We start from the raw sequence: 26,195 nt of genomic DNA on the forward strand, positions 1-26,195 counted from the left end.
CAAACGGACATGGGGGGAGCGCGACTTACGCGCCGCGTTAACGGTCTTCGATGCGGGGTGGCGGGATGAATATCGTCGTCGCCCTCGGGCTGATCATCACCTTCGCGACCGGCGTGCCGGTCATGATGCAGATCTTCAAAAACCACCCGCGCGGACTGATCATCCTGTTCTTCGCCGAGATGTGGGAGCGGTTCTCCTACTACGGCATGCGCGGAATCCTGATCTTCTTCCTGACACAGCACTTCCTGTTCGACGACGCCATGGCGGGGTCGACCTATGGTTCCTACACCTCGCTGGTCTATCTGCTGCCCCTGCTGGGCGGCATCATGGCCGACCGTTTCATCGGCACGCGCAAAGCTGTGGCCTTCGGCGCCCTGCTGCTGGTCGCCGGTCACGGCATGATGGCCTTCGAGGGGCGTCCGGCGACGGAAACCCTGACCTATGCGGGCCAGACCTATCAGATCGACGCCGAAGGGCGCGGCGCGGCGCGCGACGTCTCCATCGTCGTCGACGGCCAGAAGTACAAGTTCGAGCCGGCCGAGAACGGCCTGGCCATCCAGGGCCTGCCGGCGACCTCGACCCTGCCGGCCGTCATCCCGACCGCCGACTACAAGATCGAGACGACCCGCGACATGGCGGGCGTGAACGTCTTCTATCTGGCCGTTTCGCTGATCATCATGGGGGTCGGCTTCCTGAAGCCGAACATCTCCACCATCGTCGGCCAGCTGTATCCGCAGGGTGATCCGCGACGCGATTCCGGCTTCACCCTCTACTATTACGGCATCAACCTGGGCGCCTTCTGGGCCGCCGTCCTGTGCGGCCTTCTGGGCCAGACGGTCGGCTGGTGGGCGGGCTTCGGCCTGGCCGGCATCGGCATGGCGCTGGGCTGGGTGGTCTTCATGCTGGGCAAACCCCTGCTTCAGGGCAAGGGCGAACCCCCGGCGGAGGCTGATCTGAAGAAGCCCGTGCTGGGCCCGATCAACCGCGAATGGTCGATCTATCTGGCCAGCATCCTGGGCGTCGGCGTCGTCTGGTTCATGGTTCAGCGCAACGCCCTGGTGGGCTGGGTGCTGGGCGCCGCGACCGTGGCCTCGCTGCTGTTCATCCTCTACGTCATCGTCAAGGTCTGCGAGAGCAAGGCCCAGCGCGAGCGGATGATGCTGGCCCTGGTGCTGATCTTCGGCTCGGTGGTCTTCTTCACCCTGTTCGAACAGGCCGGCACCTCGCTGAACCTGTTCGCCGACCGGAACGTGGACCTGTCCATCACGCCGCGCGCCTTCCAGTTCCTGGGCATGACGGTCGGGACGCCGGCGCAACTGGCGGCGGCGGGCATCACGCCCAGCGGCCTGTGGATCGACGCGACCATCACGGCCGCCCAGACCCAGTCGTTCAACGCCGGCTTCATCCTGATCTTCGCGCCGATCATGGCGGCGCTGTGGGCCTTCCTGGCCAAGCGCAACCTGGACCCCAATCCGACGATGAAGTTCGGCCTGGGCCTGCTGCAGGTCGGGCTGGGCTTCATGGTGGTGGTGTGGGGCGCCGGCATGGCCAACTCGGCCTTCCAGATGCCGCTGCTGCTGCTGGGCCTGCTCTATCTGTTCCACACGACGGGCGAGCTGTTCCTGTCGCCGGTGGGCCTGTCTGAGATCACCAAACTGTCGATGGCCAAGGTGGTCAGCTTCATGATGGCCGTCTGGTTCCTGGCCAGCTCCATCGCCCAATATGTCGGCGGCTGGATCGCCGGCCTGGCGGGGACGGAAACCGTGGGCGGCCAGGTGCTGAATCCCGGTCTGGCGCTTCAGACCTCGCTGGAGGTGTTCAAGCTTCTGGGCCTGTGGGGCATGGGCATCGGTGTGGCCTTCATCGCCATCAGCTTCGTCATCAAGGGCTGGTCGCACGGGGCCAACAGCGGCGGCGACCATCCGGGCCCGGCGCTGAGCGATCGCGGTCAGGAAGACGGCAACGTCGCCGCCCCGCGCACCTCCACCGTCGGCTGATCCCGAAAGCGGATCGACCAGACAGAAGGGCGGCGTCCATGCGGACGCCGCCCTTTTCTTGCCCCGAAGACGGGATCAGAAGGTCTTGCGCACCCGGATCGAGACGAAGGTGCGCGGATCGACCTCGCTGTCCTCGGTGAAGGCGACGGCGCGGGTCTGACGGTCGGCGAAGACGGTGCGGGTCTGGGTGAAGTCGTTCCAGACGGTCAGCTGGGCGCGCAGCGACAGGGTCGGGCTGGGCTTGTACTCCACGAAGGTCTCGAAATAGTTCGCGCCCCTCCACTTCGACACCTGGTCGGGGGAATAGTTGCCCTGGCCCAGGTGCGGCAGCCAGCTGACGCCCCACTGCAGTTTCCAGCGGGTGATGTCCTGTTCGAAGCCGACGTTCGCCTGGGACGCGCGGACGCCCGAGATCGGCCGCTCCAGCCCCGTCGTCGGATCGGTGACGGAGGTCTTGTTCCAGTCGTTCTTGAAGGTGAAGCGCGCGCCGGGCACGCCCAGCTTGGTCAGGGGCACGGTGACGTTCAGCGACAACTGGTCCAGCGTGCCGTCGCCGATATTGCCCACCGCCGACAGGCCGTCGGCCAGAGGAATGCGGTCGATGGCGTCCACGATCTGGTCGTGGCGATAGCCGACGGAGACGATGCCCTCGCCCCAGAAGCGACGCTCGTAGATCAACTCGGAGATCCAGCGCTGCTCGGGCACCAGATTGACGTTGCCGCCAAAGACGTTCTCGGAGTTGAGGTCGGCCGAGGCGGCGAAGTCCGAGAAGTCCAGCTGACCGACCTCGCGTTCGAAGCGCAGGCGCAGTTGGTTGTTGGCGCGCGGCGTCCAGGTGGCCAGAAGGCGAGGCTTGGCGAAGAAGAAGCTCTTTTCCTGATTGGCGTCGCCCGACTGGCTGATGGTCGAGGTTTCCAGCCGCAGGCCGGCCTCCAGCGTCAGGTTGGACCGCACCCGCCAGGTGCCCTTGGAGAAGGCCTCGCCGCGCGTTTCCTCGACCTTGACCGAGGCGCTGGGCAGGGGGATGGCGACGCCGCCCTCGCTATAGGCCTGATCGGTCTGACGCATGTTGTAGGCGATCTCGCCGCCGGTCTCGACCGTCAGCTTGGGCGACCATTCCTGACGCACCAGGGCGCGCAGGATGGTTTCGGACTTGTCGCCCGAATAGGCGAAACGCTGCTCGGGCGCGGCGACGCCGTTGTTCAGAACATTGTAGGTCGACAGGCCGTCCCAGCTGCCGAACTCGTGCATCAGCCGGGTTTCCAGGTTGAAGCGCGGGCTGAGCGCGCGGGTCCAGGTGGCGCCGAATTCGCCGCCCTTGGTGTCCTGATCGTCCAGGCTGTTACGCGAGACGGATTCGGAGCGGCTGGCGTTCGATCCATGCCAGTCGTTGATCCCGTAGCGGGCCGTCAGATCGATCTTGCCGCCCGCCAGAGGGCCGGCGTAGGTGCCGCGGATCGAATTGCCGCCTCCATAGCCGTCCTGATCGGTGCGCTCGTCGCGGATCACGACGCCCGCGGCGTTACGACGGACGGTGCGGCCGGGGCCGTTGGAATCGCTCATGCTGATCCCGTTGGACAGGGTCACGCCCCAGCTGCGGTCGCCGTTGCGGGCGGTGAACTGATAGCTGCCGCCGTACAGATCATGGCCCGTTCCCTCAAACTGGGTGGTGTTAAGGGTCAGGATCGACTGGCGGCTGCTCTCCTTCTTCAGAATCACGTTCACCACGACCGAAAAGCCCTGCATGTCGATGCCGGCGGCGCCGCCCCGGATCAGTTCGATACGCTCGACCTGACCGGCCGGGGTGCGGCTCAACACGTTGGAGCCCGAGTCGTTCTTGGACGCCGGGCGGTTGTTGTTGATCAGCACATTGCCGACCGCGCCTTCGAACCCGCGCGCGCCGGAGCCGTCATCGACCGAGAAGCCCGGCACGCGGTTGACCATGTCCAGGGCGGTGTTCGGGCGCTGGGCGGTGAAGAAGTCGGGCGTGAAGACCAGCACGCCGCGCTGGACCGCGTCGGTCAGCGGCGCCTGGCTGGTCGGGCCAGTGGGCACGGGGGCCTCGGCCACTTGCGGCGCATCGCCGGCGAAGGCGGAAGCGGCGCTGAAAAGCAGGGCGGTGCTGGCCAGCAGCAGGGTCTTGGTCATCGGTTTTCCCCTCGGTTCGTTGGCGAGAGGTGTGCCGGTCAGCCTGCTTCATCTCCAGTTACAAGGCGGCAAGGTGGATTAAATCGACGACATCATTACAGGGATTTCATTACATTCAGGACAGTAGAAAATCGTATATCGACGCGATGACCACGCGCTCTTCTTCCCTGTTCTTGGCTTTGTTGGCGACTGCGGCCCTGACGTCGGGCGAGGCGAGGGCGCAGGAGGTCCCCGAGACCGGCAGCGTCGAGGACATCGTCGTCACCGCCCGCCGCGTGGAGGCCCCGATCTGGGAGGTGCGGCGCGGCGACAGCGTCCTGATCCTGGTGGGGGCCATCGAAGGCCTGTCGCGCGACATGGAATGGCGCACCGACGCCCTGGTCTCGGCGGTGGAGCGGGCCGACCGGGTGCTGTTCCCGGTGCAGGGGCAGGCGTCGCTGGCGGACCTGGGGCGGGTGATCTGGCGCATCCGCACGGTGACGCGCCTGCCGGACGAGCGGACCAGCGCGGACTATCTGTCGCCGGATCTGGAGGCGCGGGTCGAGCGGATCACGGGCGAGGGGCCCAGCCGCAAGAGCTTCCTGATGCTGTCGGCCGACCTGATGGAGCATGGCGGTTATTCGCGGCGGGTGCGGCCGGTGTCCGACATCGTGCGTCGGGCCGCGCGGGCCAACAAGACGCCGGCCCAGCCTGTGGGCGTCTATCGTGGCGACGAACTGATCGACAATGTGCTGACCACCCCGCCCGAGGCCTATCTGCCCTGTATCGAGGCGGCGACGGCGGCGGCCGAGGCGGGGCCGGTCAGCGGCGCGCAAAGGGCCGAGAACTGGCGTCGGCGGCGCATCCCCGCCGTTCTGGATTCGCCGCTGGAACAGGCGGCGACGGCCTGTTCCTACTGGTCGGTGATGGGGCAGGGGCCACGCCTGCGCGGCATCTGGAACGATGCGGTGGATCAGGCCCTGTCGGAACGGGGCGTCACCGTCGCCATCGCGCCGTTGGGCCTGCTGGCCGAGGCGAACGGAGTGCTGGACCGGCTGACGGCGGACGGGCTGGAGCCGCTAGGCCCCGACTGGCGCCCGCCCCAGCCCTGATCCTTCTTCGCTCAGGCGATCAGTTGGCCGGCGCCGAGGGGCGTTCCGGCACGGCGTCGCGGGCCGCATTGCCGATGTTGTCGGCCGCATTGCCGACGCTCTCGGCCGCCCCGGCGATGGCGTTGGATTCGACCGCGTCGTTGCGGTTCATGTTCATCAGGAAATAGCCGATCACCACCACGGCCAAGAGGCCGATGATCAGGGCGACGATGGCGCCCATGCCGCTGCCGCCCCGGCGTTCCACGACGGTCGTGGGGGCGGCGTTGCTTTCGGTGATGCGTTCGACCCGGCCATCGGGATGTTCGACAGTGCGTTCGGTGGGCATGGTGCTTCCTCTCCAGTTGTGGCGGGGAAACACACGATCCGGCGGTGCGGTTCCGAACGGTCAGACCGCCGTGCCGCCCACCGTCAGGCCGCCGATCTTGAGGCTGGGCTGGCCGATGCCGACCGGCACGCCCTGACCCGCCTTGCCGCAGACGCCGACGCCGGGGTCGAAGGCGAAGTCGTCGCCGATCATCTGAATCTTCGTCAGGGCCGTGGCCCCGTCGCCGATCAGGGTGGCGCCGCGCACCGGGGCGGTGATGACCCCGTCCTCGATCAGATAGGCCTCGTTGCACTGGAACACGAACTTGCCGTTGGTGATGTCCACCTGACCACCCGAGAAGTTGGCGGCGTAGAGGCCGCGTTTCGTATTGGCGATCATGTCGGCGCGGCTGTCCCGGCCTGCCTCCATGAAGGTGTTGGTCATGCGCGGCATGGGCATGTGGGCGAAGGACTGGCGCCGTCCGTTGCCGGTGGCGGCGACGCCCATCTGACGCGCCGACAGCCGGTCGTGCATCAGGCCGACCATGATCCCGTCCTCGATCAGCACGGTGCGGCCGGTCGGGGTGCCCTCGTCATCGACGGAAAGGGAGCCTCTGCGCCCCGCGATGGAGCCGTCGTCCACCACGGTCACGCCGGGGGCGGCGACGCGCTTGCCCATCATGCCGTTGAAGACGGACGAGCCCTTCCTGTGAAAGTCGCCCTCGAAGCCATGCCCGATGGCCTCGTGCAGCAGGACGCCGGGCCAGCCCGCGCCCAGCACCACGTCCATTTCGCCCGCCGGGCAGTCGATGGCGTCCAGATTGACCAGGGCCTGACGCAGGGCCTCGTCCACCTGGGCCTGCCAGCGGTCGGGGGCGATCCATTCCTCGAAGCCCGCGCGGCCGCCCGCGCCGGACGAGGCGCTCTCGCGCTTGCCGTTCTGCTCGACCGTGACCGAGACGTTCAGCCGGACCAACGGGCGGATGTCGCGCACCGCCCGGTCGTCGGCGCGCAGGATCTCGATGGCGCGGCGCTCTCCGACCAGAGAGGCGGACACCTGGACCACGCGCGGATCGCGCGCCCGCGCCCAGGCGTCGATCTCGGCTAAAAGCGCGATCTTGTCCGAGAAGGCGGGCGAGGCGAGAGGATCGACCTCGCCGTACAGTTTCTGATTGGTGGCGCGGGGGGCGTCGGCGACGCGGGCCGCGTGACCCTGTTTGGCAAGCGCAGCGCTGTCGGCGGCGCGGCGCAGGGCGGCGGCCGAGACTTCATTGGCGTGGGCGTATCCGGCGGTCTCGCCCGCCACGACCCGCAGGCCGAATCCCTCGGTCGCATCATAGGCGGCGGATTTCAGCCGCCCGTCGTCGAAGACCAGGCTCTCGCTCTCGGCGCGCTCCAGAAACAGCTCGCCGTCGTCGGCCCCGGTCAGGGCCGTCTTCAGGATGGACAGGGCTTCGTCGGCGTCGACGCCGGCGGTGTCGAGGATGGGCGGCGGGGAGGCGGAAACGGTCATGGACGCTAGGTAGGGGTTGGCGAGCGCTTCGTCACCTGCCCCGACCGTGAAACCTTGGGGGTCGGATCAGTCCAGCGGCTGGGGCCGGGTGACGACCGGGGCGTCCGGGTCGCTGCTCGTCGGGCGCGCGGCCGTCGGCGCAGGCGTGGACGGCACGATCACCAGGGGCTCGGACTGCGCGGCCGGCGCCGGGGTCGATGTCGCGGGCGCCGAGGCAGGGCGCGACGCTGCGGGCGTCTGCGTCGTCGTCGCCGGCCGGGTCGCAGCGGTGGACGGCGTCGTCGTGGCGGCGCGGGCAGGGGTCTTAGAGGCAGCCGCATCCGCAGCCGGGGGCGGCGCGCTGGCCGTCGCCGGGGTCTGAGCGGTCGGAGCAGCCGGAGCGGGTGCGGTGGCGACCGGCGCGGCGACAGGCGTGGTCGCGCCCGGCAGGGTCTCGGCGGGCGGCGCGGTCAGGGGCGCGGGCTGAGCGGGGGGCGTCGCCGGGCGAAGCGCGAACCACAGGCCGCCGCCCAGCGCCAGAACGGCGACGACGCCGGCCCCGACATAGAGCGGCAGCCGCGAAGCCTTGGCGGGCGTGCGTGCGAAACTCGGCGTCGCCTGCGGGGCGGGCGCCGCTGCGGGAACGGCCGCGACCGGCGCGGGCTCCACGACGGGCAAAGGTTCGACGGCCGGCGTCGGCAGGGGGCGCACCGTCAGGTCGGCCGGGGCTGCGGGCTGCTGAGGCGCGGGGGCTGGCTGAGCCAGACGCCCGGGCGTCGGGGCCGTCGGTCGGGCGGTCGGGATCAGCGAGCCGCCCAGGATATTACCGCGCGGCGCCGCCGGGCGGGGCGTTTGCGGCGCGGCGGGCGTCTGCGCCGGACGGGCGGGCGCGAGGCCCGAGGCCAGGCTCTGGTCGCGGATGTCGCGCGGCTGTTGCGGCGGCGGGGCCTTGCGCGGCGGATCGGGGATGCGGTCCAGCGGATTGGGCGCGACCGGCACCGGCCCGACGTGGAAGGTCGTCGCGGGCATGCGTCCCCAGGTCACGGCCTTGCGGACGAAGGGTTCGGGCGGGGTCTTCTGGTCGTCGGACATGGTCTTCTCAATCGCTGGCGATCTGGCCCGTTTCGTGACGGATCAGTTCTTGAGGCGGTAGCCGGTCTGGAACATCCACATGACGATGGCCAGGCAGACGGCGAAGAAGCCCAGCGTCGCCGCCACGCTGACCCCGACCGCCACGTCGCCCTGGCCGTAGAAGGCCCAGCGGAAGCCCGAGATCAGATAGACCACCGGGTTGAACAGGGTCACGGTGCGCCACCCCGCCGGCAGCATGTCGATGGAATAGAAGGCGCCGCCCAGGAAGGTCAGGGGCGTCACGATCAGCATCGGGATCATCTGCAGCTGTTCGAACCCGTCGGCCCAAACGCCGATGATGAAGCCGAACAGGCTGAACGTCACCGAGATCAGGATCAGGAAGGTCATCATCCAGACCGGGTGCAGAATCTGCAGCGGCACGAAGAAGGCCGCCGTCGCCAGGATGATCAGGCCCAGCACCGCCGACTTGGTCGCCGCCGCCCCGACATAGGCCAGCACGATCTCCAGCGACGACACGGGCGCGGACAGGATTTCGTAGATGGTGCCGGTGAATTTGGGGAAGTAGATGCCGAACGAGGCGTTGAAGATCGACTGGGTGAACAGGCTGAGCATGATCAGGCCCGGCACGATGAAGGCGCCGTAGGGCACGCCCCCGACCTCCTGCATCCGGCTGCCGATGGCGCCGCCGAAGACGACGAAATACAGGGCCGTGGTGATGACCGGCGTGACCACGCTCTGCCACAGGGTGCGCAGCGCGCGCGCCATTTCGAAGCGATAGATCGCCCAGACGCCGTAGGCGTTGAAGGTCATGTGGCGGCTCCGTTCGTGTGAACCAGGCTGACGAAGATGTCTTCCAGCGAGCTCTGGCGGGTGTTCAGGTCCTTGAAGCCGATGTTCAGCCCCTCCAGCCGACGAATCAGCGAGGGGACGCCGGTGTCCTCGGCGTTGGCGTCGAAACTGTATTCCAGTTCGCCCCCGTCGGTCTTCAGCGTCAGGTCCCAGTCGGACAGCTCGGCGGGCAGGGCGTCCAGCGGCTCGACCAGGTTCAGCGTCAGGGTCTTCTTGCCCAGCTTCTTCATCAGGGCCGTCTTCTCCTCGACCAGGATCAACTCGCCCTTCAGGATCACCCCGATCCGGTCGGCCATCTCCTCGGCCTCCTCGATATAGTGGGTGGTCAGGATGATGGTGACGCCGCGTTCGCGCAGCGTCCTGACCATCGCCCACATGTCGCGGCGCAGCTCCACGTCCACGCCCGCCGTCGGCTCGTCCAGGAACAGGATGTCCGGCTCGTGGCTGAGGGCCTTGGCGATCATGACGCGCCGCTTCATGCCGCCCGAAAGGGTCCGCAGCTTGGCGTCGCGCTTGTCCCACAGCGACAGGTCGCGCAGCAGCCGTTCGATGAAGGCCGGGTTCGGCGCCTTGCCGAAAAGGCCCCGGCTAAAGGTGACGGTGGCCATGACCGTCTCGAAGGCGTCGGTGGTCAGTTCCTGCGGCACCAGGCCGATCTTGGTGCGGGCGGCGCGGAAATCGGCCTGAATGTCGTGACCGTCGGCGACCACCGTGCCCGTCGAGGGGGTGACGATGCCGCAGATGATGGAGATCAGGGTGGTCTTGCCCGCCCCGTTCGGCCCGAGAAGCGCGAAAATCTCGCCCTTCTCGATGCTCAGGTCGATGCGCTTCAACGCCTGAAGCCCCGACTTGTAGGTCTTGGTCAGGCCGTCGATCTGGATAACGGGCATGCAGCCTCCTGGCGCGGCGGGCGCAGGGGCGCGTCGCCGGATGTGGCGGCAATATGGCGTGCCGGCGGCCGCACTCAAGGGGCATGCGCTACGCCAAGCCGTTGTTAACCCGATTGGTCCACCGTGGCCGCCTGTGCCTGGTTTCGACGGGAGCTTCGCGTGTCGTCCCTGTCCCCCGCCCACCGCGCCGCTCTCATGGCGGTCGTCGAGGCCTGTCCCGATGCGTCGCTGGCGCAACTGGGCGAGGCGGTGGCGGCGCTGCCGGGGGAAAAGGCGGCGGAGCTGGCGGTCATCGTGGCCGAACAGGCGCGTGATCGCGCCCGGCGCGCCACCGCCTTCGCGCCCCTGCTGCCCCTGTTTCAGGCCCGCGCCGACGGCGTGCCGGCCCTGACCTTTCCGCCCGTGGTTTTGGCGCGCGTCTGGCGCGAGGCGACGGTCGGCGAGGAGGCGTTCCTGCCCCTGCTGGACGGGGCGGCGACGGTGGACGGCGAATGGACCCTGGCGGCGGATCGTCTGTGCGCGCGGGCGGCGGCGGTGCTGCGCGACCGGCCGCGCGACGTCTGGCCGGAGTTCCAGCGCCCGCCGGACGGCGCCCCGCCCGCCACCCCGTCGGAGCTGGCGGGCTGTTTCGATATGACCCCCCTGGCCCGGACGGCCCTGCCGCGCCTGCCGATCTGGCTGGAGCGGCCGGACGACAACCAGCTGGCGGGGCTGCGCCTTCTGATCCAGGACTGTCTGGCCGTGGCGCCCGACGGGGGGCGGCGGATGATCGACATCCTGTTCGCCCATGTGGCGGACGCCGAGCGGATGTTGCGGGTCGTGACGCGCACCAGCCGTCTCGCCGACCGCGAGGTGACGCTGAGCCATTCGGACATGGCCGTCTTCGTCGAGCGGCTGCTGGCCTCGGTCCAGACGCGGGTGCAGCGGATGGCGTCGCTCAGAACCTCGCTGTCCGAGGAGGCCATGCAGACGGTGGTGGATCAGGTCGTCTGGTGCGCCGGGGTGCTGGCCGAGATGGACATGACCCTGCAGATCCGTCCCGACTCCAGCTGGGGCAAGACGGCGCGGATGGCGCGGGTGCAAGTGTCGGGCCAGCTGTCCGGCCTGATGAAGTCGACGACGGCGGCGGTTCACGCCGCCCTGCCGCTGAAACGCCGCGCCATCGCCGGCCGCATGACCCGGATGTCGCCGTGGCTGGAGGCGCCGGCCGACGGCGAGCCGATCGAGGCGGCGGCGGCCCTGCTGACGGCGTCGGCGGCGCTGCGGGGAGCGGCTGTGACCTTCGGCTGCGAGGCGGATCGCGCGGCCCTGCAGACCGAACTGACCGACTATCTGACCACCTGGGCCAACGAGGCGCTGGACGGGATGGCGGACGGGGAGGTCGAGAACCCGGATCAGGCGCTGCGGCTGGTCGGGGTGGCGGCGCGGTTCCTGACGCTGATCGAGGCGCTGGAGGCGGCCCGCGCGGTTCGGCGGCGCGCGGCGACGGCCGAGATCGCCCGCCTGCCGTCATCCGACTGAAAATCAGGCGCGAATGGCGTCTCGCCCGACGCCCATTGTTCGGCTAGACCCCTGAACCATGATCGCCTTCTGGATGATGACGGGACTGGCGGCGGCCCTGGCCGCCCTGTTGGTGCTGGCCGGCGCGCGTCGCGGGGCGGAACCGGCGGCGGACGTCGAGACGCAGGCCGGATCGCGCGAGATCGAGGAACTGGACCGGCTGAAGGCACGTGGTCTCTTGGACGAGGCCGCTCATACGGCGGCGCGGGCCGAGGCGGGGCGCCGATTGCTGGCCGTGACGGCGACGGCGGCGCCCGTCGCCGGCGCGCGGGACCGGCTGTGGGTTCTCGGCGGGATCGGCGTCATGGTGGCGGGGGCGCTGGGTCTCTATGTCGCGACCGGAACGCCCGGCCTGCCGGACCAGGGCTATGAGCGGCGGGTCGACGCCTGGGCGGCCGATCTGAACGGGTTGGAGCCGGCGCAGCTGGCGGCCGTGACCGCCCGCGTCGTCCGGGAAAAGCCCGGCGATCGTCAGGCCCTGGCCATGCTGGGCGCCGCGCGCTTCGCCGCCGACGATCCACTGGGGGCGGCCTCGGCCTTTCGCCGGCTGATCGACCTGGACCCCAAAAACGCCCAGGCCTGGGCGCGGCTGGGCGAAAGCCTGGTGGTGGCCAACGACAACCAGATCGGCGGCGACGCCGAGGCGGCCTTCCGTCAGGCGCTGAACCTGGACCCCGATCAGTTGGGCGCGCGCTTCTTCCTGGGTGAGGCGGCGCTGCGGCGGGGCGACCGGACGGCGGCGCGCGACCTGTGGGCGCCCCTGATCGCGGCCCTCGATCCCGCCGATCCGCGCCGTCGGGATCTGGAACGCCGCCTGCCCGAGGCCAAGCCGCAATGACGCATTGGTCGCGCCCGGCGCCGGGGCTATACGGCGTCGAACCTCGGAAGTCCGTCGCATGAGCTGGCTGCCCAAATCGCCAAAGGCCCGTCGCCGCCTGTGGGTCGTCGCCGCCGTGGCGCCGATCCTGGCGCTGGCCGTCGGCCTGTCGCTGTGGGCCATGCAGGACAGCGTGACCTTCTTCTACTCTCCGTCCGAGGCCACGGCCGACAAGGCGCCGGAGGGGCGCAACATCCGTCTGGGCGGTCTGGTCGAGGTCGGCAGCGTCAGGAAGTCCGGGGACGGCGTCGTGGCCTTTTCCGTCACCGACAATGTGGGCGTCACCCGCGTCGTCTATCACGGCGACCTGCCCGACCTGTTCCGCGAAGGGCAGGGGATCGTGGCGCAGGGCGCGTTCGGCGCCGACCGCACCTTCCACGCCAGCCAGGTTTTGGCCAAGCACGACGAGAACTATATGCCGCGCGAAGTCGCCGACCGCCTGAAGGAAAAGGGCGAATGGCGGCCCGCGGCGGCCCCGACGGCGGCGGCCGCCAGCCAGACCCTGCCCTCATGATCGCCGAGTTCGGGGCCTTCGCCCTGGCGCTGGCGCTGGCGCTGTCGATCCTTCAGATGGGTTTGTCGGCGGCCGGGCGCGTGCGGCGCAGCCCGGTGCTGGCGGGTGCGGCCGAAGGGGCGGCGCTGGCGGCGGCGGCGGCGGTCGCCCTCAGTTTCGCGGCCCTGATCTACGCCTTCGTCGTGTCCGACTTCTCGGTCTCGAACGTGGCGGCCAACAGCCACACCGACAAGCCGATGCTGTACAAGGTCGCCGGCGCCTGGGGCAGCCACGAAGGCTCGCTGCTGCTGTGGTGTCTGGTCCTGACCGTCTTCGGCGGGGCGCTGGCGCGGGCGCGCGGCCTGCCGTTCGGGCTGAAGGCCTCGGCCGTAGCGGTGCAGGGCGCGCTGGGGTCGCTGTTCCTGGCCTTCGCCGTCTTCACCTCCAGCCCCTTCGCTCGCCTGGACCCCGCGCCGTTCCAGGGCGCGTCGCTGAATCCCCTGCTGCAGGACCCGGCGCTGGCGGTGCATCCGCCGCTGCTCTATGTGGGCTATGTCGGGTTTTCGGTCTGCTTCTCCCTGGCGGTCGCGGCCCTGATCGAGGGACGGGCGCAGACGGCCTTCTGGCCCGCCTGGGGGCGATGGGTCCGGCCCTGGGCGCTGGCCAGTTGGGCGTTTCTTACGGTCGGCATCACCCTGGGGTCGTTCTGGGCCTATTACGAGTTGGGCTGGGGCGGCTGGTGGTTCTGGGACCCGGTGGAGAACGCCTCCTTCATGCCCTGGCTGGCGGGCGCGGCCCTGCTGCACAGCGCGGTCGTGACCGAGCGGCGCGGCGCTCTGGCGGGCTGGACCGTGTTTTTGGCCCTGTTGGCCTTCACCTTCTCCATGCTGGGGGCGTTTCTGGTGCGGTCGGGCGTGCTGACCAGCGTTCACGCCTTTGCGGTCGATCCCAAGCGGGGGATGATGCTGTTGGCCATATTGGGCGTCACGGCAGGCGCCGCCTTCGCCCTGTTCGCCTGGCGCGCGCCTCAGCTGAAGGGCGGGGGCCTGTTCGCGCCGATCAGCCGCGAGGGCGCGCTGGTGCTGAACAATCTGTTCCTGACGGCGGCGGCGGCGACGGTGCTGCTGGGGACGCTCTATCCCCTGATCCTGGAGGCCGCATCCGGGGCGACCATCTCGGTCGGGCCGCCCTATTTCGCCGCCACCTTCACGCCCCTGATGATGGTCGCCTTCCTGATCCTGCCGGCGGGGCCTCTTTTGGCATGGAAGCGCGGCGATTTGCCCGGCGCGATGCAGAGGCTGGCCGTGGCGGGGGGCGTGGCCATCCTGTCGGCCGTGGCCGCCTATGCCCTGTGGGAGCCGCGCAAGGCCTTGGCCGCCGTCGGAATCGGCGTCGGCGCCTGGCTGATCGCCGGATCGCTGGCCGAGGTCGCCGAGCGCATCCGCCTGTTCCGCGCCGCCGGGGCCGAGACCTGGCGACGGGCGAAGGGCCTGCCGCTGGGCGCCTGGGGCATGACGCTGGCGCATCTGGGGGTGGGGGTCTTCATCCTGGGCGCGGTGGTCGAGACAGGGTTCAAGGCCGAGGCCGCGCGGTCGCTGACCCTGGGCCAGAGCCTGTCGGCCGGGCCGTGGACCGTCACGCTGGACGATGTGCGGGTGGTCGAGGGGCCGAACTATCTGGCCGAACAGGGACGGCTGACCGTGCGCCCCGCCGACGACCGGGGGCGGGCCACGGCCGTCACGGCCGAGCGGCGGTTCTTCCCCGCCGGGGGGCAGACCACCACCGAGGTCGGTCTGGATTTCCGGGGGCTGGACGACGTCTATGTGGTGATCGGCGAGCGGGCCGGCAGTCCCGAGCAACCGGCCTGGGTCGTGCGCCTGTACTGGAACCCCTGGGCGCGGCTGATCTTCCTGGGACCGGCGATCATGGCCCTGGGCGGGGCGCTGTCCTTGATGGATCGGCGGCTGCGTCTGGGTGTGGGGCAAAGACGGCGCAGGGCGGCATGAGGCGTCTGACGGTCCTTCTGGCCGCGCCGATCCTTGCGCTGATGCTGACGGCGGCCGAACCGCCCGCCGCGCCCGACCGGCCCCTGCCCGATGCGGCGCAGGAGGCCCGCGCCCAAGCCCTGTTCAAGAACGTGCGCTGCGTCGTCTGCCAGCACGAGGCCATCGCCGACAGCCCGGCGGGCGTCGCAGGCGACATGCGCCGTCTGATTCGCGAGGAGATCGCGTCCGGCGCGACCGATCAGGCGGTGCGCGACGATCTGGTGCGCCGGTTCGGCGACTATGTGCTGTTCACCCCGCCGGTGCGGGCGGGAACCTGGTTTTTGTGGTTCGGGCCGTTCGCCCTGGTCGTGCTGGCCGGGATCGCCCTGATGCTGCGCGCCCGGCGTCGGCCCGCCGAGACGCCCGGCCTGACGCCCGACGAGGAGCGGCGGCTGGACGAAGTTCTGCGAAATGAGAAGCTTCGCCGCGATCCTGACGCAACCTCGCCTCACGACGGGCTTTAGTCGGGATCAACCATCGACGGTCGGCATTGGCGCAAAAGCCTTCCGGCCTATATCAATCGCGAAACCGGCGCCCGTCTGGCGTCGGACAGAGGATCGCAAGGACCACGATGCTGAAGCGCAAGGAGTTCATTCTCGGGGCCGCGGCCGGCCTGACCCTGGCGGCGGCGGCGACCGCCGGCGGCGTGATCAACTGGCCCGGCGCGCACGCCGAACCCCAGGCGGTCAACCGCATCACCCCGGTCCCGGCCAATGGCGACAGCTTCACCCCGCCGCCGGGCGCGCCCAACAGTTTCGCGACCATCTTCGAACAGGTGGCCCCGGCCGTCGTTCAGATCGACGTGACGGTCAAGGTCGACCAGCCCCAGGGCGGCGCCTTCAGCATTCCCGGCCTGCCGTTCCAGTTCGTGCCGCCGCAAGGCCGCGGCGGGCGGGGCGGCAATGACGAGCCGCAGACGACGCAAGGCGCCGGCTCGGGCTTCTTCATCTCGCAGGACGGCTTCATCGTCACCAACAACCACGTCGTCGCCGACGCGACCGAGATCAAGGTCAAGATGTCGGACGGCCGCGAACTGCCGGCCCGCCTGATCGGTCGCGACGCCGGCACCGACCTGGCGGTGATCAAGGTCGAGGGCAACGACTTCAAATACGTCAGCTTCGAAGAGACGGCCCAGCCCCGCGTGGGCGACTGGGTCATCGCCATCGGCAACCCCTTCGGCCTGGGCGGCACCGCCACGGCGGGTATCGTCTCGGCCAAGGCGCGCGACATCGATCCGTCCGGCTACAACGACTACATCCAGATCGACGCGGCCATCAACCGGGGCAACTCGGGCGGCCCGACTTTCGACATTCACGGCCGCGTCATCGGCGTGAACTCGGCCATCTATTCGCCGACCGGCAGTTCAGTCGGCATCGGCTTCGCCATTCCGGCCGAGACGGCCAAGGCGATCACCGAGCGGCTGATGCGCGGCGAATCCATCGAGCGTGGCTATCTGGGCGTCCAAATCGGCAACCTGACCGACGAGTACAAGGAAAGCCTGGGACTGCCGGCGACGACAAAGGGCGCCTACGTCGTCGAGGTCACGCCGGATGCACCGGCGGCGCGCGCCGGCCTTCAACCGGGCGATGTCGTGGTGAACCTGAATGGTCGCGCGATCGAAGGCTCCAGCGAGCTGACACGGGCGGTGGGATCGGCCAAGCCGGGCGACACCCTTCGGCTTGAACTGTTGCGTGAAGGCCGTCGCCAGACGGTCAATGTCCGCGCCGGCACCCGTCCTGCGAATCTGGAAGTCGCCGGATCGGAAGACGGTGATGGTTCCAAGGCGCCGTCCAACCCAGGTGCCGCCACCGGCGAAGTCGTAGAAGGCCTGACCGTCGCACCCGTCACCGGCGCGCTGCGCGGCCGGTTCGACATCCCCGAGGGCGTTCAGGGCTTGGTCGTCACGAGCGTGAACCAGCAGTCGCGCGCAGGGCGTCTGGGCTTCCAGCCGGGGATGGTGATCATTCAGGCGAACGGGCGCAGCGTCGGATCGACGGTTGACCTGAAGGGCGCCGTGGAAGCCGTGAAGGGCGCGGGACGTCCCGGCATTCTGTTGCTGGTTCGCACCCCGCGCGGGAACAGTCCCATTGTTCTGCCGCTGCAGGACAAGAACTGATCGGCATTCTGACCAAGCCTTAACTCGTCAATCGCCGCCGATGCGCTAACATCGGCGGCGATTTTGATTCCGGGAGGGGTTCATGCGGATTCTGGTGGTCGAGGATGACGCCGAGGCGGCGACCGCCATGGTGCGGGGTCTGTCCGAAGCCGGACATGACGTCACCCACGCCGTGGACGGCGCCTTCGGCCTGTTGGAGGCGCAAAAAGGCGGTTACGACGTCTATGTGGTGGACCGGATGATGCCGCGCCTGGACGGGGTCGGCATGGTCGAAACGGTCAGGAAGGGCGGCGACCAGACGCCGGTCCTGTTCCTGTCCGCACTGGGCGAGGTCGAGGATCGGGTGACGGGGCTGAAGGCCGGAGCCGACGACTATCTGGTCAAACCCTACGCCTTCGCCGAACTGATCGCGCGGGTGGAGGCCCTGGCGCGTCGGCGCGAGACGGGCGGGGTGCAGACCGTGCTTAAGGTCGGCGACCTGGAGATGAACCTGATCGGCCGCACCGTGCATCGCGGAACGACCGAGATCGACCTCCAGCCGCGCGAGTTCCAGCTGCTGGAGTTTCTGATGCGCCACGCGGGCCAGTCGGTGACGCGCACCATGCTGCTGGAAAAGGTCTGGGAATACCATTTCGACCCCCAGACCAACGTCATCGACGTCCACATCAGCCGCCTGCGCTCCAAGATCGACAAGGGCTTCGACAAGGCCATGCTGCAGACCGTGCGTGGCGCGGGGTATCGGTTGGAGGCGTAACCTCATGCGTGAGTGGTGAATGGTGAAGGGTGAGCAGGGAGGATCGCAGCGAAAATTGGTTGCGAACACGGCTTATGTTTCCGCATCGATCTGACCATTCCGCCATTCCGCCATTCACCCATCACGAGTCACCGCTCACGCCCTCATGCGCCTCCCCTCCGTTCTTCGCCGCACGCCGTTTCGGCTGACGCTGCTGTTCCTGGCGCTGTTCGTGGCGGCGGCGGGGGCGATCCTGGCCTATGTCTATTTCGCCTCGGCGTCGGAGGCTCAAGGGCGGGCGCGGGCGGACGTGGAGGGCGAACTGGGCGCCCTGACCGCCATTCACCGCACGCGCGGGATCGACGCTCTGAACCAGGCTCTGGTCGAACGCACCATTCGCGGCGGGCCGTATCTGTATCTGCTGACCGGGCCGGACGGAAAGATCGTCACCGGCAATCTGTCGGTCATGCCGTTCGACCTGAAGGAAGCGCCCCAGGTCGGAAAGGGCGAATGGAGCACCTTTCGCCTGACCAGCACCGACGACGAGGGGCGGGTGCAGAACCGGCGCTCCATCGGCGTGGTCCTGCCGCTGGTCGGGGGCGACACCCTGTTCGTGGGCGAGGATATCGGCGGCATCGAGGCCTATCTGGCGCGCCTGACCCAGGCGCTGTGGGGCGCCATGGCCCTGGTCATGCTGCTGGGTCTGGCGGGCGGTCTCTATATCAGCCGCAAGGTCGAGCGGGCGATGGCCGGGCTGAACCAGGTGGTTCATGCGGTGCAGGAGGGCGATCTGAAGCAGCGGGCGCCGGTGCGCCATACGGGCGACGAACTGGACGAACTGGGCCAGGGGTTGAACACCATGCTGGATCGGCTGGAGGCGTCGATGGCCTCGATCCGGCACGCCGGGGACGCCATCGCCCACGACCTGCGTTCGCCCCTGACGCGGATGCGGGCCAAGCTGGAGGTCGCCCTGATCGACGCCGAGGCGGGCAAGATCGACGGGGTGGACGCCCTGGGCGTCGCCCTGGACGAGGCGGATCACCTGCTGAAGACCTTCAACACCGTCCTGGCCATCGCGCGGCTGCAGGCGGGGGGCGCGCCCGATCCGAAGACGATGGACGCCGCCGACTTGGCCGCCGACATGGCCGAGCTTTACGAACCGGCGGCCGAGGACAAGTCCATCGACTTCTCCGCCGAGATCGAGCGGGGGCTGATGATCGAGGGCAACCAGCCCTTCCTGGCCCAGGCCCTGGCCAATCTGATCGACAACGCCATCAAATACACGCCCTCCGGCGGGGCGGTGAAGCTGAGGGCGCGCAGGCGGTCGTCGGGCGAGATCGAATATTCCGTCACCGACACCGGGCCGGGCGTGCCGGAAGAGGACCGCGAGCGGGTGGTCCAGCGGTTCGTGCGCCTGGACAACAGCCGCACCGAGCCGGGTTCGGGCCTGGGCCTGTCGCTGGTGACGGCGGTGGCCGAGGCGCACGGCGGGCGCCTGGTGCTGGACGAGGGGCCGGGGGCTTACGGTGACTTCGGGCCGGGACTGCGGGTGGCGCTGGTGTTGCCGCCGGCGCTCCAGAGTTAAAGGTTCCGCTCATCCCCGCGAAGGCGGGGACCCAGGTCTTTGGTCGCGCGGGCTTGTGGGGGTGTCTCGGCTCGTGGTCCAAAGCTGTACCGAGCGAAAGCACTGGGTCCCCGCCTTCGCGGGGATGAGCGGATAATCTGATGCATGATGCCAAAATTTCTGTTCCACTGGCGGACAGTCTAAAATCGGCCGGTCCCATCGTGAACCCGGCCGCCGCCGACCGCCTGCACGAAACCCTGACCGAGGCCGCAACGGCGGATGGATGGTCCGAAACCCTGACCGTCGCCTGGCCCGCCCTGGCGCCCGTCGCCGGGGCCTCGCCCTATCTGACCGGGCTGATGCGGCGGCGTCCGGCCCATCTGCGTCGCCTGCTGCAGGCCGATCCGGCCGAAAGCCTGGTCCGCATCCTCGGCGACACGGACGCTCTGGACGGCGAACCCGACGAGGTGCGCGCGCCGCTGCGGGTGCTGAAGGCCGATCTGCATCTGCTGACGGCGCTGGCCGATCTCGGGGGCGTGTGGGACCTGGACCAGGTCACGGCCGCCCTGTCGGCCTTCGCGGACGCCGCCTGCCGGGCCGCCCTGCGCGCCGTCGCCGCCGAGCAGCGGGCGCGTGGTCGGCTGATCTCGCCGCCCGACGATTCGCGCGGCCCCGTCCCCGGCCTGTTCGGCGTGGCCATGGGCAAGCACGGCGCCGACGAGCTGAACTATTCCTCCGACATCGACATCTCGCTCTTCTTCGAGCCCCGCCTGACCGGCCTGGCCTTGGCCGAGGGGGTGGAGATGCAGGACTTCGCCAATCGGGTCGGCAAGGGGATCGCCACCCTGCTCAGCGAACGGACGGCCGACGGCTATGTCTTCCGCGTCGATCTGCGTCTGCGGCCCGATCCGTCGTCGACGCCGCCGGTGGTCGCCGCCCCCATGGCCCTGGCCTATTACGAAAGCGTCGGTCAGAACTGGGAACGGGCCGCCTTCATCAAGGCGCGGCCGGTGCTGGGCGACCTGCGCGCGGCGGGACGGTTCCTGAAGGCGCTGGTCCCCTTCGTCTGGCGACGCAGCCTGGACTATGCGGCCGTGCTGGACATCCAGTCGATCAAGAAACAGATCCACGTCCACAAGACCGGCGAGGGGCTGGCGGCGGCGGGCGCCAATCTGAAACTGGGGCGGGGCGGCATACGCGAGATCGAATTCTACGCCCAGACCCAGCAGCTGATCCTGGCCGGACGCGATCCGGGGCTGAGGACGCCGCGCACTATCGAGGCGCTCTACGCCTTGGCCGACGCCGACCATATTCCGCGCGCCGCCGCCGACGAACTGTCGGCCGCCTATGTCGAACTGCGCGGTCTAGAGCATCGGGTGCAGATGCTGGACGACGAACAGACCCACCGCCTGCCCGAGGACGCAGAACGCCGCGCCGCCGTCGCCGCCTTGGCCGGATGGTCGGACCTTTCGGCCTTCGACGCCCATGTCGAGGCCCTGCTGGCGAGGGTCAACGCCCGCTATGGTGAACTGTTCGAGGGCGGGGAGGAGCTGGATTCCCGCTATGGCAGCCTGGTCTTCACCGGCGTCGAGAACGACCCGGAAACGCTGGAGACCCTGAAGCGGATGGGGTTCTCCGAGGCGGCCTCGGTCGCCGACACCATCCGGTCCTGGCATCACGGCCGCATCCCCGCGACCCGCACCGAGCGGGGGCGCGAACTGTTCACCCGCCTGGCGCCGCGTCTGCTGGAGGCGGTGGCGCGATCCGGCGCGCCCGACGACGCCTTTCGCCGGTTCGCCGTCTTCTTTTCCGGTTTGGCGGCGGGGGTGCAGGTCCAGGCCCTCTTCCTGAACCAGCCCAAATTGTTCGAGATGGTGCTGGGGGTCATGGCCTTCGCCCCGCGTCTGGCCCGCACCCTGGGGCGTCAGCCGGCGGCGCTGGACGGGGTGCTGGACGCGCGTTTCCTGACCGACCTGTCCGACGACATGGGCCTGACCGAACAGATCCTGCGTGAAGCGGGCGAGACGGACGATTTCGAGGGCGCCATGAACGCCGTGCGTCGCCTGCACCGCGAACAGATGTTCCGCATCGGCATCCACGCCCTGACCGGGCGGGCGGGAACCGAGACGGCGGGCCGGGCCTACGCCGCCCTGGCCGACGCCGCCATGCGGACCCTGTCGCCGGCGGCCTTGGCCGAGACGGTGCGGCTGGGCGGCGAATTTCCGGGCGCGGTCGCGGTGGTGGCGCTGGGCAAGGCCGGCTCGCGCGAGATGACGGCTGGGTCCGATCTGGACCTGATGACGCTGTACGAAGCGCCGCCCGAGGCGACCTCGACCCTGAAGGAGTGGACCGCAGACGTCTTCTACGCCCGCTTCACCCAGCGGCTGATCGCGGCCCTGTCGGCGCACACGGCCGAAGGGGGGCTGTACGAGGTCGACATGCGCCTGCGGCCTACCGGGTCGAAGGGGCCGGTGTCGGTGCGTCTGTCGGCCTTCGACGCCTATTACGCCAAGGAGGCGGAGACGTGGGAGTTCATGGTCCTGACCCGCGCCCGCGTGGTCTGGGCCAGCGATCCGGCGTTTGGCGCGCGGGTCGCGGCGGCCATCGAGGCGGCCCTGCGTCGTCCGCGCCCCGGCGTCGACGTCGCCGCAGACGTCCGCAAGATGCGGGGGCTGATGGACCGCGAGCGTCGTCCGCACGGCTTCTGGGATTTGAAACTGTCGCCGGGCGGACAGGTGGACGCCGAGTTCGCGGCCCAGTTCCGCCAGCTTCAGGCCGCCGCCGCCGGTCAGCCGCTGACCCTGTCGACGCTGGAAGCCCTGCACGACGATCCGGTGCTGGCCGAGGCGTGGCGGATGCAGCAGCGGCTGGCCCATCTGCTGGCCGCCGCCTTCGAGGGGCGGGTCGATCCCGAGGCCGAGCCGTCGGTGTTTCAGCTGCGCCTGGCCGAGGCGGCGGGCGCGCCCGATTTCGAGACGCTGAAGACCCGGCTGACGGACCTGCGCCTCCGCGCCCGCAAAGCCTTCGAACAGGCGGTTCCAGAGGCGCGCGACGGAGATTCGGAGACGCCGCGTTCAATCTCCTGAGGGGCGATGTCCGGTCGCTGCGCGCGACCCAAGGAGACGAACGAGATGAGAAAGACCTTTTTGGCCGGCCTGGGCGTCGTCGCCTTGACCGCCGGCGCGGGCGTCGCGACCGCCCAGACCCCGCCCGCGCCGCCGGCCGGAGCGCCTGCGCCGCATCATGCGCGAGGCGAGGCGAGCCGCCCGATGACCCGCGCCGCCTTCGTCGAGGCGCGCGTCGCCCGCCTGACGGCCATGGATGCGAACCACGACGGGACGGTCAGCGTCGAGGAGCGACAGGCCGCCCTGCAGGCCGATCCCGCCATGCGCGGCTCCGGCGGTGAAGGACGCGCGCGCGGTCCCTTGGTGATCGCGGACTATGCGGCCAGGCTGGGCGAGCGGTTCGACAGGATGGACACGGACCACGACGGCGTGATCTCGCGCGAAGAGCGTCGTGCGGCCATGACGGCGCGTCGCGCCGAGCGTCCCGCGCCGCAAGCCGCTTCCCCGGCTCCGGCTTCGGAGTAAGAACGGTGTCGGGGTCGGCCGTCACGGACGAATCGGTCCCTTTCGTCAGCAGCGGAAGAGGCGGGTTTGGTCGCGATCGTCGACCCCGACGAGGATCTGGTGCGCCGCGTGGGTCAGGGCGATCCGGCGGCGTCGCAGGCGTTGGTCGCGCGCAAGCTGCCGCGCATCCTGGCCCTGGCGCAACGGATGCTGGGCGACGCGGCCGAGGCGGAGGACGTGGCGCAGGAGGCGATGCTGAGGGCTTGGCGACAGGCGCCGAAATGGCGGCCGGGCCAGGCGCGGTTCGACACCTGGCTGCACAGGGTGGCGCTGAACCTCTGTTACGACCGGCTGAGGCGACGTCGCGAAATCCCGACGGACGCGCCGCCGGATCGGCCGGACGAAGGGCCGGGGCCGGATCGGGGGCTTCTGGCCGCCGAGACTGGCGCGCGGGTGACGACGGCGCTGAAGCGGCTGCCCGACCGACAGCGCGAGGCCATCGTGCTGTGCCACTATCAGGAGCTGTCCAATATCGAGGCGGCCGCCCTGATGGAGATCAGCGTCGAGGCGCTGGAGAGTTTGTTGTCGCGCGGTCGTCGCGCATTGCGTCAGGCGCTGTCGGACATGGTTCCGAACGGGGCCTCTAAGGGAGACGGACGATGAAGGCGGAACGGTTGCAGGCCCTGGCGGACGCCTATGGCGCGGACCTGCGTCGCTGGCCGGCGGACCAGCGCGCCTTCGCCGAGAGCCTGCTGGCCGCCGATCCGTCGCTGCGGGAGCTGCTGGCCCAGGCGGCGACGCTGGACGCCCTGCTGGACGCCGCGCCGACGCCGGTCCCGTCGGCGGCCTTGACGGCGCGCGTCCTGGCGGCGGCGCCTCGACGGAAGGCGCGGGCCGGGTGGCGTGAGGCGGTCTGGTATCTGGGGGCCGGATGGGCGGCGGCGGCCTGCGCCGGCGTGGTGGCGGGCGTCGGCCTGACCACCCATCTGACGGCCGATGCGCGGGCGGATGCGGTGCTTTATCAATCGGCCCTGACCGGGGTGGACGACACCGAGGTTCTGGGATGACGAACAAGACGTTGAAGATCGCCCTGGCCGTGTCGGTGGCGCTGAACCTGTTCGCCGTGGCGGGGGGCGTCACCTATGTCGTCGGCCGCGACAAGATCGAGCGGCGGATCGACGAACAGCGCCGGGGCGGCCGCGAGGGGCCGTTGGCCGAGGTGCTGGCCCGGCTGGACCCCGCCGTGCGCCAGCGCGTGCGCGCGTCCCTGCGCGAAACCGCCCTGTCGGCGCGTCCCGATTTCGAGGCGGCGCGGGCGGCGCGGCGCGAGGCCATCGCCGTCGCCGGTCAGCCCACGCTGGACGCCCCGCGCGTCCGGGCCCTGCTGGAGCAGTCGCGCGCCGCCGAAATGCGCGGTCGTCAGCGTCTGGAAACCGGGGCGGTGGACCTTCTGGCGACCCTGACGCCCGAGGAGCGCAAGGCCATGACGCCCCTGTTGCAGCGCAAGGGCGGCGCCCGTCGCGAGGCGGCGCGTCACGACGGGCCGCAGGCGCATGGCCCGGACGGCGTCGCCCAGGCCCCGGGCGACCGTCCCGGTCGTTAGGCGGCCTTCGACGCGCGGAAGGCCGCGACGGCGTCCACGGCCGCGCGCACCGAGGTCTCGATGGCGGCCCAGTCGCCGGCCTTGACCGCCGCGTCCGTCACAAGTTTGGAGCCCATGCCCGCCGCCACGATGCCGGCGCCGAACCATTTGGCGATGGAGGCTTCGTCGGGATCGACGCCGCCGGTCGGCATGATCTTGACCCAGGGCATTGGCCCCTTGACCGCCTTGACGAAGTCCGGCCCGCCGACCGACGAACCGGGGAACAGTTTGACGATGTCGCAGCCCAGTTCATGGGCCTCGCCGATGTCCGTCACCGAACCGCAGCCGGGGAAATAGGCGACCATGCGCCGGTTGCAGACCCTGGCCACGTCGGGGACCAGGCAGGGGCTGACCACAAAGCGCGCGCCCCGGTTCAGATAGAGGGCCGCCGTGCCGCTATCGACCACCGAGCCGATGCCCAGCACGATGTGCGGATCGGTCCTGATCAGTTCGCGATTGATCTCGCCGAACAGGTCGCAGGCGAAGTCGCCGCGATTGGTGAACTCCACCACCGGCGCGCCGCCGCGCGCGCAGGCGCGGATGACGTTCAGGCTGACCTCGGGATCGGGATGGTAGAAGACGGGGCAGACGCCCTGGGTTTCAAGCGCCTGAAGCACGCTGACGCGATCGTGGGCCATGGTCTGTCTCCTGTCGGCGGGATCGAAGGGGCCGTCGGTCGAGGGGCGGCCTGTCGGCGTCCTGCTTAACCCACGCCCGGTCCAGGCCAAAGCCTTGCGCGCCGGCTTCGCCGTGAAGCGACGGAACATATTGTTTCATCCGCACGTCTTGATCGAGGTCAAGGCGCGGCGGCGTACCCTGGTCCAGGGCTGGAGACGAAGGAGAAGCCCATGACCCTGCTCGACCGTGAACGGCTCGTCACCCGCACAGGCGTGCGTCTGGAGGTCCGCGCGGCGCGCGGCGAGGACGAGCGGGCGTTGAGCGCCTTCCTCGCCAAGGTGACGCCGGAGGATATGCGGTTCCGCTTCCTCTCCACCCTGGGCGCGCCCGGTCACGATCAGCTTGTGGCCCTGATCGAAAAGCCGTCGGCGAATGGCGAGAGCCTGATCGCCTGGGGCGAGGACGGCGCCATTGCGGCGACCGCCGTTCTGGCCGGCGATGCGGCGGGCGAACGGGCCGAGGCCGCCATCCTGCTGCGCGGCGACCTGAAGGGGCAGGGGATCGGCTGGACCCTGCTGGAAAGGCTGGTGGCCGAGGCGCGGTCGCGCGGCTATGCGGTGGTGGAATCGCTGGAGGACCGCGCCAACCACGCCGCCCTTCGGGTCGAGAACGACATGGGATTCGACACCGCCCCGGTCGAGGACGACCCGACCCTGGTCTGGGTCAGCAAGCGGCTGCGTTGATCGGCGCCTTCGGCGTTTCGGCGGCGGTCGCCATCGGCTAGAAGGCGTCCAAACTTCAGGAAGGCCACGGCCATGATGACCGCCATCTTCGTCTTCATCAAATGCGAGCTGGGCTATGCCAACGACGTGGCGGCCGACATCGTGGACAATGTGGAAAACGTGTCGGAGGTCTATTCCACCTCGGGCCAGCATGATCTGTTGGCCAAGTTCAACCTACCGCGCGAAGCCGACATTGGCACCTTCGTCACCAAACAGGTCCAGACGCGCCCGCACGTGCGCGACACCTTCACCGTCATCACCTTCTCGCCCTTCCTGCCGTCCAGGGGCTGAAACGCCGCCCGCGCGACAGGGTGACGCTGGCGTGCGCGAAGGC

24 protein-coding genes are annotated in these 26,195 nt (G+C 69.6%); 17 read left to right on the top strand and 7 right to left on the bottom strand.

The window, feature by feature from the left end; translation table 11 throughout:
- The first annotated feature begins 65 nt into the window (after nucleotides 1-65).
- Complete coding sequence (locus tag SH203_RS13075; protein WP_087121388.1) at nucleotides 66-1,997, top strand: peptide MFS transporter; 1,932 nt, start codon at nucleotides 66-68, stop codon at nucleotides 1,995-1,997.
- A 75-nt stretch (nucleotides 1,998-2,072) separates the two neighbouring features.
- Here SH203_RS13075 and SH203_RS13080 read toward each other — a convergent pair whose 3' ends face one another.
- A complete protein-coding gene (locus SH203_RS13080; protein WP_087121389.1) occupies nucleotides 2,073-4,145 on the bottom strand; it encodes a TonB-dependent siderophore receptor in 2,073 nt (690 codons plus the stop codon).
- A 146-nt stretch (nucleotides 4,146-4,291) separates the two neighbouring features.
- Here SH203_RS13080 and SH203_RS13085 point away from each other — a divergent pair, with 146 nt between their 5' ends.
- Nucleotides 4,292-5,236: a TraB/GumN family protein gene (locus SH203_RS13085; protein WP_087121390.1), complete on the top strand. Its 945-nt coding sequence runs from the start codon at nucleotides 4,292-4,294 to the stop codon at nucleotides 5,234-5,236.
- Nucleotides 5,237-5,255: 19 nt separating this feature from the next.
- Here the strand turns inward: SH203_RS13085 and SH203_RS13090 are convergent, their stop codons facing one another.
- The 5 genes from SH203_RS13090 to SH203_RS13110 all read right to left on the bottom strand — a co-directional run bounded on the left by SH203_RS13090 (nucleotide 5,256) and on the right by SH203_RS13110 (nucleotide 9,862).
- Entirely contained in the window at nucleotides 5,256-5,561 is a 306-nt protein-coding gene (locus SH203_RS13090; RefSeq protein WP_087121391.1) for a hypothetical protein, read from the bottom strand.
- A 60-nt stretch (nucleotides 5,562-5,621) separates the two neighbouring features.
- Entirely contained in the window at nucleotides 5,622-7,052 is a 1,431-nt protein-coding gene (gene tldD / locus SH203_RS13095) for a metalloprotease TldD (protein ID WP_087121392.1), read from the bottom strand.
- A 66-nt stretch (nucleotides 7,053-7,118) separates the two neighbouring features.
- The gene (locus tag SH203_RS13100) at nucleotides 7,119-8,123 is read right to left on the bottom strand and encodes a hypothetical protein (protein ID WP_087121393.1); all 1,005 of its coding nucleotides are present in this window, start codon (nucleotides 8,121-8,123) and stop codon (nucleotides 7,119-7,121) included.
- 42 nt (nucleotides 8,124-8,165) lie between these two features.
- Nucleotides 8,166-8,933, bottom strand: a complete 768-nt coding sequence (locus tag SH203_RS13105) for an ABC transporter permease (protein WP_087121394.1) — start codon at nucleotides 8,931-8,933, stop codon at nucleotides 8,166-8,168.
- Nucleotides 8,930-9,862 (bottom strand): ABC transporter ATP-binding protein, encoded by a 933-nt coding sequence (locus tag SH203_RS13110; RefSeq protein WP_087121395.1) that lies wholly within the window; start codon nucleotides 9,860-9,862, stop codon nucleotides 8,930-8,932. Before SH203_RS13110 ends, SH203_RS13105 begins: the two co-directional genes overlap by 4 nt.
- Before the next feature lie 159 nt (nucleotides 9,863-10,021).
- On the opposite strand from SH203_RS13110, the gene SH203_RS13115 reads away from it, so the two are divergent.
- From SH203_RS13115 to SH203_RS13175, 13 genes are all read left to right on the top strand, one after another.
- Nucleotides 10,022-11,383: a hypothetical protein gene (locus SH203_RS13115; protein WP_087121396.1), complete on the top strand. Its 1,362-nt coding sequence runs from the start codon at nucleotides 10,022-10,024 to the stop codon at nucleotides 11,381-11,383.
- Between the two features lie 58 nt (nucleotides 11,384-11,441).
- A complete protein-coding gene (gene ccmI / locus SH203_RS13120; RefSeq protein WP_087121397.1) occupies nucleotides 11,442-12,260 on the top strand; it encodes a c-type cytochrome biogenesis protein CcmI in 819 nt (272 codons plus the stop codon).
- A gap of 58 nt (nucleotides 12,261-12,318) precedes the next feature.
- Complete coding sequence (gene ccmE / locus SH203_RS13125) at nucleotides 12,319-12,813, top strand: cytochrome c maturation protein CcmE (RefSeq protein WP_087121398.1); 495 nt, start codon at nucleotides 12,319-12,321, stop codon at nucleotides 12,811-12,813.
- Nucleotides 12,810-14,798 (top strand): heme lyase CcmF/NrfE family subunit, encoded by a 1,989-nt coding sequence (locus SH203_RS13130; protein WP_087121501.1) that lies wholly within the window; start codon nucleotides 12,810-12,812, stop codon nucleotides 14,796-14,798. Before ccmE ends, SH203_RS13130 begins: the two co-directional genes overlap by 4 nt.
- Nucleotides 14,795-15,301 carry a cytochrome c-type biogenesis protein gene (locus SH203_RS13135; protein ID WP_087121399.1) on the top strand — a complete coding sequence of 169 codons (507 nt, stop codon included), beginning with the start codon at nucleotides 14,795-14,797 and terminating at the stop codon, nucleotides 15,299-15,301. The genes SH203_RS13130 and SH203_RS13135 overlap by 4 nt, the downstream gene beginning before the upstream one ends.
- Before the next feature lie 107 nt (nucleotides 15,302-15,408).
- Nucleotides 15,409-16,953: a Do family serine endopeptidase gene (locus SH203_RS13140; RefSeq protein WP_087121400.1), complete on the top strand. Its 1,545-nt coding sequence runs from the start codon at nucleotides 15,409-15,411 to the stop codon at nucleotides 16,951-16,953.
- Between the two features lie 82 nt (nucleotides 16,954-17,035).
- Complete coding sequence (locus SH203_RS13145; RefSeq protein ID WP_087121401.1) at nucleotides 17,036-17,707, top strand: response regulator transcription factor; 672 nt, start codon at nucleotides 17,036-17,038, stop codon at nucleotides 17,705-17,707.
- 145 nt (nucleotides 17,708-17,852) lie between these two features.
- Nucleotides 17,853-19,271 carry an ATP-binding protein gene (locus SH203_RS13150; protein WP_087121402.1) on the top strand — a complete coding sequence of 473 codons (1,419 nt, stop codon included), beginning with the start codon at nucleotides 17,853-17,855 and terminating at the stop codon, nucleotides 19,269-19,271.
- Between the two features lie 140 nt (nucleotides 19,272-19,411).
- On the top strand, nucleotides 19,412-22,336 hold the full coding sequence (locus SH203_RS13155; RefSeq protein ID WP_087121403.1) for a bifunctional [glutamine synthetase] adenylyltransferase/[glutamine synthetase]-adenylyl-L-tyrosine phosphorylase: 2,925 nt from the start codon (nucleotides 19,412-19,414) through the stop codon (nucleotides 22,334-22,336).
- Between the two features lie 45 nt (nucleotides 22,337-22,381).
- Nucleotides 22,382-22,840, top strand: a complete 459-nt coding sequence (locus SH203_RS13160; RefSeq protein WP_087121502.1) for an EF-hand domain-containing protein — start codon at nucleotides 22,382-22,384, stop codon at nucleotides 22,838-22,840.
- A 66-nt stretch (nucleotides 22,841-22,906) separates the two neighbouring features.
- Nucleotides 22,907-23,482 carry an RNA polymerase sigma factor gene (locus SH203_RS13165; RefSeq protein WP_087121404.1) on the top strand — a complete coding sequence of 192 codons (576 nt, stop codon included), beginning with the start codon at nucleotides 22,907-22,909 and terminating at the stop codon, nucleotides 23,480-23,482.
- Complete coding sequence (locus tag SH203_RS13170; RefSeq protein ID WP_087121405.1) at nucleotides 23,479-23,886, top strand: hypothetical protein; 408 nt, start codon at nucleotides 23,479-23,481, stop codon at nucleotides 23,884-23,886. Before SH203_RS13165 ends, SH203_RS13170 begins: the two co-directional genes overlap by 4 nt.
- Nucleotides 23,883-24,422 carry a periplasmic heavy metal sensor gene (locus tag SH203_RS13175; protein ID WP_087121406.1) on the top strand — a complete coding sequence of 180 codons (540 nt, stop codon included), beginning with the start codon at nucleotides 23,883-23,885 and terminating at the stop codon, nucleotides 24,420-24,422. Before SH203_RS13170 ends, SH203_RS13175 begins: the two co-directional genes overlap by 4 nt.
- Here SH203_RS13175 and SH203_RS13180 read toward each other — a convergent pair.
- Entirely contained in the window at nucleotides 24,419-25,099 is a 681-nt protein-coding gene (locus SH203_RS13180; RefSeq protein WP_087121407.1) for a bifunctional 4-hydroxy-2-oxoglutarate aldolase/2-dehydro-3-deoxy-phosphogluconate aldolase, read from the bottom strand. The genes SH203_RS13175 and SH203_RS13180 overlap by 4 nt on opposite strands.
- A gap of 210 nt (nucleotides 25,100-25,309) precedes the next feature.
- Here SH203_RS13180 and SH203_RS13185 point away from each other — a divergent pair, with 210 nt between their 5' ends.
- Complete coding sequence (locus SH203_RS13185; protein WP_087121408.1) at nucleotides 25,310-25,822, top strand: GNAT family N-acetyltransferase; 513 nt, start codon at nucleotides 25,310-25,312, stop codon at nucleotides 25,820-25,822.
- A gap of 72 nt (nucleotides 25,823-25,894) precedes the next feature.
- Nucleotides 25,895-26,152, top strand: coding sequence for an Lrp/AsnC ligand binding domain-containing protein (locus SH203_RS13190; protein ID WP_087121409.1), 258 nt, complete (start codon nucleotides 25,895-25,897; stop codon nucleotides 26,150-26,152).
- The last annotated feature ends 43 nt before the right edge of the window (nucleotides 26,153-26,195 follow it).

This window comes from Brevundimonas sp. SH203 (assembly GCF_002157625.1).
Classification (GTDB): Bacteria; Pseudomonadota; Alphaproteobacteria; order Caulobacterales; family Caulobacteraceae; genus Brevundimonas.